General features: G+C 65.3%; 7 protein-coding genes. 5 read left to right on the plus strand and 2 right to left on the minus strand.

The window, feature by feature from the left end; all coding sequences use genetic code 11:
- Nucleotides 1-105 precede the first annotated feature (105 nt).
- From BMX36_RS00720 to BMX36_RS00735, 4 genes are all read left to right on the plus strand, one after another.
- Nucleotides 106-1,494, plus strand: coding sequence for a 2OG-Fe(II) oxygenase family protein (locus tag BMX36_RS00720; protein WP_093063308.1), 1,389 nt, complete (start codon nucleotides 106-108; stop codon nucleotides 1,492-1,494).
- A gap of 97 nt (nucleotides 1,495-1,591) precedes the next feature.
- The gene (locus BMX36_RS00725; RefSeq protein ID WP_093063309.1) at nucleotides 1,592-4,369 is read left to right on the plus strand and encodes a M14 family metallopeptidase; all 2,778 of its coding nucleotides are present in this window, start codon (nucleotides 1,592-1,594) and stop codon (nucleotides 4,367-4,369) included.
- Nucleotides 4,370-4,721: 352 nt separating this feature from the next.
- Nucleotides 4,722-7,772: a TonB-dependent receptor domain-containing protein gene (locus BMX36_RS00730; protein WP_093063310.1), complete on the plus strand. Its 3,051-nt coding sequence runs from the start codon at nucleotides 4,722-4,724 to the stop codon at nucleotides 7,770-7,772.
- Between the two features lie 23 nt (nucleotides 7,773-7,795).
- Entirely contained in the window at nucleotides 7,796-9,253 is a 1,458-nt protein-coding gene (locus BMX36_RS00735) for an amidohydrolase (RefSeq protein WP_177178971.1), read from the plus strand.
- Nucleotides 9,254-9,451: 198 nt separating this feature from the next.
- On the opposite strand, the gene BMX36_RS00740 is transcribed toward BMX36_RS00735, so the two are convergent.
- Together BMX36_RS00740 and BMX36_RS00745 are read right to left on the minus strand one after the other, a co-directional pair.
- Nucleotides 9,452-10,420, minus strand: coding sequence for a FecR family protein (locus BMX36_RS00740; protein WP_093063311.1), 969 nt, complete (start codon nucleotides 10,418-10,420; stop codon nucleotides 9,452-9,454).
- A complete protein-coding gene (locus tag BMX36_RS00745) occupies nucleotides 10,420-11,103 on the minus strand; it encodes an RNA polymerase sigma factor (RefSeq protein ID WP_093063312.1) in 684 nt (227 codons plus the stop codon). The genes BMX36_RS00740 and BMX36_RS00745 overlap by 1 nt, the downstream gene beginning before the upstream one ends.
- A gap of 20 nt (nucleotides 11,104-11,123) precedes the next feature.
- Between BMX36_RS00745 and BMX36_RS00750 the strand changes: the two genes are divergently transcribed.
- On the plus strand, nucleotides 11,124-13,664 hold the full coding sequence (locus BMX36_RS00750) for a TonB-dependent receptor (RefSeq protein ID WP_093063313.1): 2,541 nt from the start codon (nucleotides 11,124-11,126) through the stop codon (nucleotides 13,662-13,664).

Here is a 13,664-nt window from a genome sequence, read left to right on the forward strand (position 1 = left end):
GGCAGGTCCGCGCGGCGTGTAGCGATGCAAAAGGTTCGTGACGGGATGGGGGTGCCGCCACGAACGCCGCTTGCCACCGGTCTTGGCTGACGGATAGTCAGGTGCATGGACCCGGCAAAGGAGCAGGATTGGAGCGCTCGCGCAGCCGCCTTGAAGGCGGCGGGGGATCTGCCGGGCGCCGCGCAGGCCTATGCCGCTGCCGTTCGGATGCGGCCGCAAAGCGCGGTCGCCGAGCACAATCTGGCGGCGACGCTTGGCGATCTGGGGGATCATGCCGGTGCGATCGCCGCCACGCAGCGCGCCATCCACAAGGGGGGGAACGCGCCTGAAACATGGCTGGTGCGCGCACGGTCGCTTCAGGCGATGGGCGATACGGCTGCCGCCGAACACGCCTATGAAGAGGCGATCAGGCGCCGTCCCGATTATGCGGTGGCGCATCGCGATCTGGCGCAATTGCGCTGGATGCTGAGTGCTTCGCCGGCGGAGGCGATGCGATCACTGGATGGCGCACCCGACACGCGGGAGCTTGCCCTTGTTCGCGCCACGGTGCTTGGCGGGATCGGCGATCATGCTGCTGCCCGGCGGGTGGTGGCGCAGGCGTTGCAGCGCGCGCCGGGCGACCTGGCATTGCAGCTGACGGCCGCGGCTCAGGCGGGGCGCGCTGGCGACGCGGCGGCCCAGCTGGCCCATGCCACGGCCGCCTTGAAGATTGCGCCCGCGTCTGTTGAGGCGGCGAGGGCGGCGGTCGAGGCGCTGCTTCATGCAGGGCGGATCGGGGAAGCTGTCGGCCTGGCCGAGCGGGTGGTGGCGGCGGCGCCAGACGACCAGGCGGCCCTGGCCCTGCTTGCCACGGCATGGCGGCTTTCGGGTGACACGCGCCACACGCTGTTGTGCGAGGACAAGGCTCTGATTTCGCACGACCTTATTCCCGTTCCGGCGGGCTGGTCCGATCGCGATGCGTTTCTGCACGAGCTGGCGGGTGCGTTGCGGGAACTGCACGGCTGGCGGTCGCATCCGCTGGGTCAGTCACTGCGGCATGGCAGCCAGACGCAGGTCGATCTGACAAAGGTGCAGGTGCCAGTGATCCAGGCGCTTTTCGCGACGTTGCCGGTGCTGATCGATGCGCACGTCGCCGGGTTGGCGCGGGGCGATGATCCTGTGCGGCGGCGGATCGGGGTGGGCTGGAGAATAGCCGGCGCCTGGTCGGTTCAGCTGCAACCGGGCGGCTTTCACACCGACCATGTTCACCCGGAGGGTTGGCTATCATCCGCTTTTTACGTGTCGCTACCAAAGGTCGTGGCGCGAGAACCAGAGGGCTGGCTGGCGTTCGGGCGGCCGGGGATTGCGACAACACCGCCGCTGGAGCCTTTCCGGCGGCTGCGGCCCGAACCCGGCATGCTTGCACTTTTCCCGTCTTACCTGTGGCACGGCACGGAGCCGTTCAGCGGCGAAGAACCGCGCCTGACCGTGGCGTTCGATATCGTGCCGGGGTGAAAATCGGAAAGTTTCGGAGAATTTCGGAAAGTGTCGGGTGCGGTTTGACCGCAAACGTGCGTCTTAGGGTTCAGCAGCGATATAAACGGGGGGTAATATGACCAGATTGGGACTTTTCTGCGGGGCGGCGGCACTGGCGCTCGCGGTTCCGGCATTGGCCGATCCGATCACCCCCAAATCCGGCACGCTGCCGTCGCCGGCGGAAGCTTTTCCGACCGAGCCTGGAAGCGATTATTACCTCGCCAACTACGATGCTTATGAGAAGTATCTGAAGACGCTGGCGGCCCAGTCCGATCGCATGAAGCTGATCGACATCGGCAAGAGCGCCGAGGGGCGGACGATGTGGACGGCCGTCGTCTCCTCGCCCGCGAACCTCGCCAAGCTGGACCGCTATCGTGAGATCGCCCGCCGGCTCGCCAAGGCAGAAGGCGTGAGCGAGGCGGAGGCCAAGACGCTGGCCGCCGAGGGTCGCGCGATCGTGTGGATCGACGCCGGGCTGCACGCGACCGAGACGGTGACGACGCAGAGCCAGATTCACGTTCTCTACCGGATGCTGAGCGGACAGGATGCCGAGACCAAGCGCATCCTGGAAGAAACCATCGTGCTGTTCGGGCACGACAATCCCGATGGGCTGCAGCTGGTCGCCGACTGGTACATGCGCAACCCCGACCCCAAGGATCGCGAGTTCCGCACCATTCCGCGGCTGTACCAGAAATATGTCGGGCACGATAACAACCGCGACAGCTTCATGTCGCAGATGCCCGAGACGACCGCAGTGAACCGCGTGCTGTTCCGCGAATGGTATCCGCAGATCATCTTCAACCAGCACCAGACCGGCCCCGCCGGCATGGTCGTGTTCGTTCCGCCGTTCCGCGATCCCTTTAACTACAACTACAGCCCGATCGTGATGACTGAGCTGCAGGAAGTCGGCGCGGCGATGCATAGCCGGCTGGTGTCCGAGCAGAAGCCGGGGTCGGGCATGCGCTCCGCGGCGCCTTATTCCACCTGGCACAACGGCATGGTCCGCTCGGTTGCGTATTTCCACAATTCGATCGGGCTGCTGACCGAGATCATCGGCGGGCCGACGCCCGAGAAGATCCCGCTGATCCCCGATTTCCAGCTCGCGCGCAATGACGAGCCGCTGCCGGTCGCGCCGCAGGAATGGCACCTGAAGGACAGCCTGGAATACCAGAACTCGCTCGATCGCGCCGTGATGGACTATGCCGCGCGCAATCGCGAGCGGCTGCTGATGAACATCTGGCGCATGGGCGACCAGGCGATCGCGCGCGGCAAGCGCGACAGCTGGACGATCACACCCAACGACGTTGATGCGGTGAAGGAAGCAGCCAAGGGCAGGACGGCCGAGGGCGGCGAAGTCTATTTCCGCGGCCCCCCTCCGGTCGATAGCGGGCTCTACAAGACCGTGCTGCAGGATCCGGCGAAGCGCGATCCGCGTGGCTATGTGCTGCCGCCGATGCAGCGCGACACGCCGACCACGATTGCCTTCCTCAACGCGCTCTTGAAGACGGGTGTCGATATCGAGCAGGCGACGGCGCCATTCACGGCGGGTGGCAAGCGCTATCCCGCGGGCAGTTATGTGGTGAAGACCGCGCAGGCCTATCGCCCGCACGTGCTCGACATGTTCGAGCCGCAGGATCACCCGCATGATCTGGAATATCCCGGCGGTCCGCCCAAGGCTCCGTATGACATCACCGGCTATACGCTGGCCTATCAAATGGGCGTGCAGTTCGACCGCATTCTCGACGGGTTCGACGGACAGTTCACGCGGGTCACGACCGATCAGCTGACCCCGCCGCCGGGGCGCTTGCTGGGATCGGGCAATGCCGGCTTCATCGTCGGGCATGAGACGAACAACAGCTTCATCCTGACCAACCGGCTGCTGAAGGCAGGCGTGCCTGTCTCCTGGCTGGACGCGCCGACCAAGGCAGGCAGCGTGACCTTCGCGCCGGGCGCGCTGTGGATCCCGGCGACGCCGCAGGCGGCCGCGATCATCGCGCAATCCGCGCCGCTGGGGGTTGACGCCCATCGCGTGTCGCGCGCCCCCACGGCGGCGAAGACCGCGTTGAAGCCGGTGCGCGTGGGGCTGGTGGATCACTATGGCGGCGTGATGCCGGCCGGCTGGACCCGCTGGCTGCTGGAACAATATGAATTCCCGTTCGAGGTGGTCTATCCGCAGACGCTCGATGCCGGGAACCTGAAGGCGAAATATGACGTGCTCGTCTTTGCCGACGGCACGGTACCGGTGCAGCGCGGCGGCGCCTATCCGGGCGGTTACCGCAATTCCATGCCCAAGCCGGCGGACATTCCGGCGGACTATCGCGCCTGGCTGGGCGATGTAAGCAAGGACAAGTCGGTGCCGGCGATTGATGCCTTCGCCAAGGCGGGCGGCACGGTGATCACGGTGGGCAGCGCCAATGCGCTCGCCTCCATGCTGTCACCGGCGATCCAGCCGGCGCTGGTGACGAAAAAGCCGGACGGGACGGTCGCCGCGCTCGATCACAAGCAGTTCTACATCCCCGGCTCGGTGCTGTCGGCGAGCGTCGATCCGACCAAGCCGCTGGCCTATGGCATGGCGCCCAGGGTGGATCTGTTCTTCGACGAGAGCCAGCCGTTCGTGCCGGCAGCGGGCGCGACCCCGATCGTTACTTTCGACAGCGCGACGCCGCTGCGCAGCGGCTGGGCCGTGGGGCAGGAGAAGCTGAAGGGCACCGTGGCCGTGGCCGAGGTGGATCTGGGCGAGGGCAAGCTGTTCGCGATGGGGCCGGAAGTGACCCAGCGCGCGCAGCCCTATGCCTCGTTCAAGCTGCTGTTCAACGGCATCCTCTACGGCCCGGCGAGCGCTGCGGCGCAATAAGGCGGGGGAGGGCGGCTCGGTTTGGCCGGCCGCCCTCAAGAAGTGATTGCTTCCATTTTGATAGTCGGCGCCGTCATGCCCGGTCCGTTCCGGCATCGACGGGAAACGGCAGGGCGCAGCTCGTGGGGAGCGACATTCGGCCTGGATTGAAGGCGCGGCAAGAGCGGCAGTGCAGAAGTGATGTGATGAAATAATGTTATGCAAACGTGGTGTTTCGCGATCTTCTGCTTCTCCGTTTCGCCACGTTTGCGTAATATTTTTTGCACATGCGAGGTGAGGGGTGATCTGGCGTCCGCGTCTTGATCCTTGAGCCGCCCGAGACGAGGCGGCGCTTCAAGGGATAAGACACGCCATGCACCAGCGCTTCGTGCTTCGCACGCTTCTGTCAGTCGGAACGGCCGGCATTGCCCTGATCGCCGCCCAGGCCGCCGCGCAGGTTTCCGTGCCAACTGAAGAAAATCCGCCGCCGGCTGCTGCCCAGGCGATTGCCGAGGCGCAGGATCCGGGCGCCCCTCCGCCGCCCTCCGAAGATATCGTCGTCACCGGTAGCCGCATCGCCCGCCCGGACTATGTCGCCAACTCGCCGATCGTGTCCGTTGGCAGCACTGCGATCGAGAATACCGGCCGTGTGACGGTGGAAAGCACGTTGACGCAATTGCCGCAATTCGCGGGTTCGTTCGGCGCCGGCAACACCGGCAGCACCTCTACCGGCCTGAACGGTGGCCAGGCCTATGCATCGCTGCGCGGGCTGGGGTCGAAGCGGACGCTGCTGCTGCTTGACGGACGCCGTATCCAGCCGTCCAATCCTGACGGTTCGGTCGACCTCAACATCATCCCCGAAGCGCTGATCGAGAATATCGAGGTAATTACCGGCGGCGCATCGACCACTTATGGTTCGGACGCGACCGCGGGCGTCGTGAACTTCCGGCTGAAGCGGCGCTTCAACGGGCTTGAACTCGCCGGACAAACGGGCGTCAGCGATTACGGCGACGGCAAGAGCTACCGCATCACGGCGACCATGGGGTCGACGTTTGCCGACGATCGCGGCAGCGCGGTGCTGTCGGTCGACTACACCAATCGCGAGCGGGCGGTGCAGGACAAGCGCGACTATTACGTGTTCCGGTCCTCGACGCCGGGCCTGTCGACCATTCCGCAGGGCACTGTGCTGTTCGGCGCCAACCTGCCGACGCTGGCCGCGGTGAACAACGTGTTCGTTGGGCAATATGGCACTCGCCCGCTTACCGGCAATGCGGCCGGACGCTATACCGGGCAGATCGGGTTCAACACCGATCAGAGCCTGTTCTCCACCGCCGGCGTGCCGGTGCTGAACTTTCGCGATCCGCAGTCCGACGAAGCCTATATCGTCAACTCGGGCACCAACTCGCAGCAGATCAACTTCGGATATAATGGCGGATCGCTGCAGGCAGATCTCGATCGCTGGTCGGTGTTCGGCAAGGTGGATTATGACGTCACCGACGATGTGAAGGCATTCATCCAGGCGACCTACACCAGCTACACCTCGCTCGGCATCACCAACCCGACGCTGGCCTCCAACGTCTATGGCCTGAACGTGCCGGTGACGAACCCCTTCATCTCCGCGGCCTTCCGCTCGATCCTTGCCTCGCGTCCGACGCCCGCCGGTGACTTCACTTTCTACAAGGCGTTCAACATCCTTGGCCCGCGCTACCAGAGCTATGATTATGAGGTGTGGCAGATCACGGCGGGCCTGTCGGGCAAGCTGGGGCTGGGGGACTGGACCTGGGACGTTTACGGTTCGACCAGCCAGGCGAAGTTCTCCAATGAGCAGACCGGCGGCGCAAGCGCGAGCGCGCTGCGCAACCTGCTCTACTCGCCAACGGGCGGCACCGAGTATTGCGAAGGGGGCTTTAACCCGTTCGGCAACCTGACACCTTCGCAGGATTGCATTGATTATATCTCGCGCCGCACGCTCAACACCAACGAGCTGAAGCAGCGCACGGTTGAGGGCAACCTTCAGGGAGCGCTCTTCTCGTTGCCGGCGGGCGAGGTGCGCCTCGCGGTGGGTGCGGACTATCGCTACAACAGCTATGGCTTCAATCCCGACAGCGCGCTGAACCAGGCCGACGGAACCAGCGACGTGCTGGGCTATAGCGTTCTGCGGCCGGCCGGCGGATCGGTCGACACCAAGGAAGTCTATGCCGAAATGCTGGTGCCGCTGCTGCGCGATCTGCCGCTGATCAAGCAGTTGGAGGTGAACCTCGGCTATCGCTTCTCCGACTATAATTCGGTCGGCGGCGTTCACGCCTATAAGGTCGATGCCAATTGGCAGGTGTTCGATCCGCTGCGGCTGCGCGGCGGCTATAATCGCGCGATCCGGGCGCCGAGCGTCGGCGAGCTGTTCGCGCCCGTCTCGACCGGGTCGGTCGGCATCGGCACGGCAACCGCGACGACGACGAACGGCGATCCGTGCGACGTGCGCTCCTCCTATCGCCAAGGGGCGAACGGCACGCAGGTGCGCGCACTGTGCCTGGCACAAGGCGTGCCGACGTCTATCATCGACAGCTATCAGCTGGGCACCGCGCAGGTCTTCGCCCTGACCGGTGGCAACCCGGATCTGCAGGAAGAAACGGCCGACACCTATTCGGCCGGCGCGGTACTGCAATCGCCGTTTGGCGGGATGGCGCGCAACATGTCGCTGTCGGTGGACTTCTACAAGATCAAGATCAGCGACGCGGTGGGGCCGCTGTCGATCGCGCAGGCCTTCCAGTTCTGCTTCAACTCGGGCGGCAACAACCCGAGTTTCGATCCGAACAATTATTATTGCTCACTGATCACCCGCAACGGCGCGTCTGGCGTGCCGCTCAATCCAACGCAGCCGCTGCTGAACCTGGGCACCTACAATGTGCAGGGCGTCGACATCCAGTTCGACTGGCGCTTCGGCCTGGACTCCCTGGGGATCGGCGGAGACTCCGGCACCATCGCGCTGAACACGGCGGTGAGCTACCTCGACAAGTTCGAGATCCAGGCGCTGCCAGGAGCGCAGGCCTATGACTATGCGGGATCGATCGGCGTGGGTGTGGAAACCACGGCGGGCACCGCGCACCCGCGCTGGAAGGCGATCACCTCGCTCAGCTATTCGCTCGGGCAGGCGAGCATCGGCTTCCGCTGGCGCTTCATCGACAGCATGGTCAACTCGGCCAAGGTGGTGACGCCGGCCAGCACGACCCGCGGTGTCGAGGCCTACAATGTGTTCGACCTCAACGCCCGCTTCGACGTGGACGACAATACGCAGTTCCGCATGGGCGTGACCAATCTGTTCAACCGCGAGCCGCCGCAGGTGGGCGATACCGAAGGCAATTATGATGCGCAGAACTATGACGTGATCGGCCGCTATTTCTTTATCGGCGCGACCAAGAAGTTCTGAGCGGGTAAGAGGGGAATAACGACGTGAAGACACGAGCCACAATCATTGCGGCGGCGCTGACCGCGGTCGCTGCGCCGGCACTGGCGCAGCAGCTGCCGGCCGCGGACAAGCAGCAGATCCTGGGCAATGTCGCCGCAAACGAGAAAGCAGTCGGCGACACCGCGCTGGCGATCTGGAAATTCGCCGAGGTCGGCTACAAGGAGACGCAGAGCACCGCGCTGCTTCAATCCAAGCTGAAGGCGGCAGGCTTTACCATCCAGGCCGGTGTCGCGGGTGAGCCGACGGCGTTTGTCGCCAGCTTCAAGAACGGAGCCGGGCCAGTGATCGGCGTGCTGGCCGAATATGATGCGCTGCCCGGCCTGTCGCAGCTTGCCCAGCCGACCAAGGCCAGTGCGGGCGGGCCGGCAGGGCATGGCTGCGGCCATAATCTGTTCGGTGCCGCCAGCACCTATGCCGCCATCGCGGTGAAGGACTGGATGGTGAAGAACAAAGTGACCGGCGAGATCCGCGTCTATGGCACGCCGGCCGAAGAGGGCGGCTCGGGCAAGGTCTATATGGTGCGTGCCGGCCTGTTCAACGACGTTGATACGGTGCTGCACTGGCACCCGGGCAACGTCAACACGGCCGCGCAGGGGCCGTCCATGGCCAATATTTCGGGCAAGTTCCGCTTCCATGGCAAGTCCGCCCACGCCGCAGGCGGGCCGGACAAGGGCCGATCGGCGCTCGACGGGGTCGAGGCCATGGACTCGATGGTCAATCTGATGCGCGAGCATATCCCCGACCGGACGCGCATCCACTATGTCATCACCAAGGGCGGCAAGGCGCCCAATGTCGTGCCGGACGAGGCGGAGGTTTATTACTATGTGCGCCACACCGATCCGGCGATCGTAAAGGCGACATGGGAGTGGGTGACCCAGGCGGCGCAGGGCGCAGCGATGGGCACGCAGACCAAGGTGGATTGGGAAGTGACTGGCGGCGTCTACTCGCTGCTGCCTAACGAAGCGCTGATGAAGGTCATGGACGCCAGCCTTCAGACCGCTGGGGCGATCAGTTGGACGCCGGAGGAAGTTGCGTTCGGCAAGAAGATCCAGGAGACGCTGGTCAACCCGCCGCCGGTGGAAACCGTGGGCAAGATCGTGCCAGCCGTGATCGTTCCCGATGCCATGGGCGGCTCCACCGATGTCGCCGATGTGAGCTGGAATACGCCGACCGTCGGGCTTTCCACGGCGACCTTCGTGCCGGGATCAGCCGGGCACAGCTGGCAGAATGTCGCAGCCGCGGGGTCGAGCATCGGCGTGAAGGGGGCGGTGCTGGCGACCAAGACGCTGGCGCTGGCGGCAGCGGACCTGTTCCGCAACCCCGCCATCATTGAGGCGGCGAAGAAGGAATTCGCCGCGCGGCGCGGTGCGGACTTCAAATATGAGGCTTTGCTGGGCAATCGCCAGCCGCCGCTGGACTATCGTGACGGCGCGGTCGACTAGAAGCTGAGTTACACGACCTGATCGACCTTCCGGTCATGGCGAGGCTTCTGCGAAGCTGCCTCGCCATAACCGGGCTTGTCCGGACATCCACCGGGCCCGAAACCTGAAGCTGTCGAGATTGCGGAAGAGCGGGCCGCCGCGGCGTTGCGGCGGACGAAGCGCTTGATTGGGCCGCGTCCCGATGCGACGCTTTCCCTGTCAGCGAGTCAGCGTAATCGTGTCGCTGGTCTTTGAAGCCACCCGCGCAGCGCGGGTGGCGACCAAGGCGGCGACAAGGGCGTCCGCGCCCCCATCGGTGGTGAAGGAACCGCTATAGGGTTGCCGCGCAAGATCGCGGTCGGCGATGATGATCCTTGTCGATCCATAGCGGCTGAGTGAAGCGGCTACGTCCGCCAGCGGCACGGCGCTGAAATCTAGCCGCCCGCTGCGCCAGCTTGTGGCGGCCTCTGCATCATGGCCCAGCATGACATGCGTGTCGCTGGCGCGCAGCGTCTCCCCCGGCTGCAGCTTGTGCGTGCCTGCACGGGTGACGACCCGCACCGATCCTTCGAGCAGCGCCACGACCGTCTCGCGCTTTGCGCGCTCCACGCTAAACTGCGTGCCAAGTGCAGTGACGCTATCGCCATTCGTTGAGACAACGAAGGGGTGCGCCTTGTCCTTCGCCACGGTGAAGAGCGCTCGGCCCTGAGCCAATGTGACGGCGCGAACCTCACCCAGCGACACGTCAGCGGCCGAGCGGGCGTCGAGCAGCATGGTCGATCCGTCGGGCAGGGCGACAGAGCGGGGTGATGCGGCAGCGGCATAATGGCGTGACGTGGCGGTGCCCTGGTCTGGCGATTGCTCGATCAGGCCGGAGGCGAATGGCAGGCCGATCGCGGCCACCAGAGCGGCGGCCAGTGCCCCGCCGATCATCCAGCGGCGCGAAGCAGGCGCGGCGACCGGTGCGCGTGCAGCGTCCCGCAGCGCGACGATCGCCGGATCCTCGCCGATCTGTTCGAGCATGACATCGAGCTTGCCCACCTGTGCCCAGGCCTGCTTGCCCGCCGCATCGTTCCTGATCCACTCATCCAGTGCCGCGCGCTCGTCGGCCGGCATGACCGGCGCATGGCTGCGCACATACCAAGCCGCCGCCGCGTCGGCGGGCGTCTTCGCCTGATTGTCGGACATCAGGCGATGGCCGCCGTCAGGATGCGAATGGCCTTCATGATATGCTTTTCGACTGCACTGACCGATATGCCCATGTGACGAGCGATCGCCGTGTAGCTCATCTCCTCAAACCGATGAAGCACGAACGCCTGGCGGGTACGTTCGGGCAAGTCGCCGATTGCTGCAACGAGCTGCGCGAGATCCTCCTTTCCCTGCAAGACGCGATCGGGCGAGCATACCTCAACGGGGTGGTGATCATTTTCCAGCGTCTGGTGGGCAGATCGGTGACGGACCTGATTGCGCCGGGCGTGATCGGTCAGCACGCTATGCGCGACCTGGAACAGATAAGCGGCAGGATTGTCGATCGTCGTATCGCTGCGCCTGGAATGAAGCCGAAGAACGACATCCTGGACGAGATCATCGACATCGGCGGCAGGAACGCGCCGGGAAAGATACCGACGGATCGTCGGCAACAATTGCGTTACCTGAAGATCAGGCCGGCAATCAGAATCGTCCCGTACTTCCGCCCTGAGCAACAGCGACCGCCCCCCGTGCCGATTGGAGTGCCCTCCTCCCCAATGCCCTTTCTTTCCAAAGGGCTGAACCGGCAGTCGATCACTTTGACGATGGATCGTCAACCCGGCTTCTGTTTGGTTGTTCCATAACCTTTGCTCAATGTTGTGCAGCGCCGCGAAGCTCGGCATGATCCAGGCGGGGAAGGCGGGTGCATACGGGCGCAGTCGGGCGGAATTTGTGGTTTATCGGCGTGGTGACGGCGCTCGCTGGGCTTCAGCCGATCGCTGTTGCCGCACAGGCCTCAGCGCGGGTGGCAGGGGACGAAGCGCGCCTCCGCCACGCGGTCGCCGCCGGCTCGCTGGACCGCGTGTTGCATGAGATTGCGGCGGCGGCGGGCGTACAATTGCTGTTCGATCCCACGATGGTGACAGGCTGGTCCGCCCCGGCCATCCCGCGCAACCTGCCAGTGACGAAGGCCTTGTCCCGCGCGCTCGCCGGCACCCGGCTGCAAGCGCGAACGGTGGCGCGGGGAATCATCGTGCTCGAACGGCTGGCGCAGGACAACGTGGCCGTTCCGTTGCCCGACAGTGACATCGTGGTCACGGCATTGCGCAGACCGACGCTGTTGCAGCGTACGGGCATGAGCCTGACGGTCGTGTCCGGCCGCATGCTGGCGGAGCGGCGCGCCTATGACCTGCGCGGGCTGACGCGGCTGGCGCCCGCCGTGAACCCGATCAACACCGGTCCGTTGCAGCAGCGCCTGTCAGTGCGCGGCGTGACGGGAACGGGCGAAAGCACCGTTGCGACCTATTTCGGCGAGGCACCGGTCAGCGCGCCTTCCGGCACCGGCTTCGACCCCGGGGCGGTCGCGCCGGACGTCGACCTGATCGATATCGATCGGATCGAATTGCTGCGCGGCCCGCAAGGAACGCTGTATGGCGCAGGATCGATGGGCGGCACGCTGCGCACGATCTTCAACCGCGCGGAGATCGCTGACTTTGATGGAGAGGGATCAGCGGAGGCCGGCGTGACCGCGCACGGCAGCCCCAGCTTCGCCGCGCATGCGATCGTCAACGTCCCGATCGTACGCGGTGCGCTGGCCATTCGGGCGGTGATTGGCCGCCGGCGGACGGGCGGCGTGATCGACAACGACAGGTTGGATCGATCCGATACGGACAGGGTGACGCGGGAGAGCGAACGGCTGCTGGCGAGCTGGACGCCGAGCGACAGGCTGGATGTCGAGGCGACGTGGCTGCGGCAGCGCAACCGTATCGATGACGCGGGCGTGGCCGAAGCGAGTGCGGCACGGCTGACAACCCGCTCGCCAGTCCGCGTGCCGAACAGCGAACGCCTGTCGCTGCTGACCACGACGCTGCACTGGGCGCCCGGCCCCGTGCGGATGACGGCCACTGCGTCCCATTACGCATGGCGCATCGTGAAGCAGCTGGATTTCACCCGCGTGCTCGCCGGCCAGCGTGACAGCACGGCTGCCTGCACGCGGTACAGCCTCTCGCTGGGTGAGGAGGGTTGCGGGCCTGCGCAGCGCACCCGCTACCAGGCGTGGCTCGATACCAGGCTGCCGGGCGCCCTGTACCAACCGATGAGCGTCGACGGCACCAGTGGCGAGCTTCGGTTCGACAATGGCGATGGCGGGCCGGACGGCTGGACGGCAGGGGTGTTCATCGAGCATCGCGCGGACGAGGTGGCGAGCTATGCCGTGCGGTCGGATGCGGGCACGGGCCTTGTTCTCGAGTCACTGGATGTGACGGGTGTGCGGCTGATCGAGACGGTGCTGGATCAGCAGGCGCTGTTCGCCGAATGGCGGCATCGGATCGCCCCCGATCTGACACTGACGTTCGGCGGGCGGGTCTATCGCTATCACCGGTCGGCCAGTGGATCGACGCCAATCCCCAACATCATCACCGGTACTGGGGCGATCACCAGCGGCGACTCCAGCAACACGGAAAAAGGGGCGAACGGCAAGATCGAGCTGACATGGGCATCCGACGGCAAGCCCACGGTCTATGTCATCGTCGCCGAAGGCTTTCGTCCCGGCGGCGTGAACATCACGCCCGAGCTGAACGACGATGAGCGTGCCTATCGCGCCGATCATCTTTGGAGTTACGAAATCGGTGTGAAGACGCCGCCGTGGGGCGGGCTGACCCTCGAGGCGTCGGCCTATCACATCAACTGGCAGAACACGATCTTCGCCACCACGAGTGCAAATGGAGCTTTCGTCTACAACACCAATCTGACCAGCGTGGCGATCACGGGCGGGGAAGGGCGGGTGGCGTGGAGCGGCGCGCGCGTGCGGCTTTCGGCCACGGCGGCCTATGTCGATGCCCGGCTGACGGCGGATACGTTGCTGGGCACCAGCGATGGCGTGGGCAAACGCGGCGATCGGCTGCCGAACGTGCCGCGAGTCACGTACGCATTGCTGTGGGACTGGGCGATTGATGCCTCGCACGATGCCGCGCATTGGACGCTGGGCGGTGCGCTGAGCGGCAATGGCGCGATGCATTCGACGTTCAGCCGGGACAGCGCCTTTCACGAACGCACGCCAGCGCGGGTGCTGGTCGATGCCTATCTGCTGTACCGGCGCGGCGCCTGGAGCGCGCGCCTCGGCGTGGACAATATGTTCGATGCGCTGGCACCGAGCCGGATCAGCTCCAGCAACTTCGGCATCGGGCAGATCTATGCCGCGCGTCCCCGCACCGTCACGCTTGGGCTCACGCGGCGCTTCCGCTGA

Origin of the sequence: Sphingomonas sp. OV641 (genome assembly GCF_900109205.1) — a bacterium.
Lineage (GTDB): Bacteria > Pseudomonadota > Alphaproteobacteria > Sphingomonadales > Sphingomonadaceae > Sphingomonas.

Excerpts from the sequence above, each read along its gene's own strand:
- BMX36_RS00720 (WP_093063308.1), top strand. The coding sequence starts at position 106 with ATGGACCCGGCAAAGGAGCAGGATTGGAGCGCTCGCGCAGCCGCCTTG.
- BMX36_RS00725 (WP_093063309.1), top strand. The coding sequence starts at position 1,592 with ATGACCAGATTGGGACTTTTCTGCGGGGCGGCGGCACTGGCGCTCGCG.
- BMX36_RS00730 (WP_093063310.1), top strand. The coding sequence starts at position 4,722 with ATGCACCAGCGCTTCGTGCTTCGCACGCTTCTGTCAGTCGGAACGGCC.
- BMX36_RS00740 (WP_093063311.1), bottom strand. The coding sequence starts at position 10,420 with ATGTCCGACAATCAGGCGAAGACGCCCGCCGACGCGGCGGCGGCTTGG.
- BMX36_RS00745 (WP_093063312.1), bottom strand. The coding sequence starts at position 11,103 with ATGCCGAGCTTCGCGGCGCTGCACAACATTGAGCAAAGGTTATGGAAC.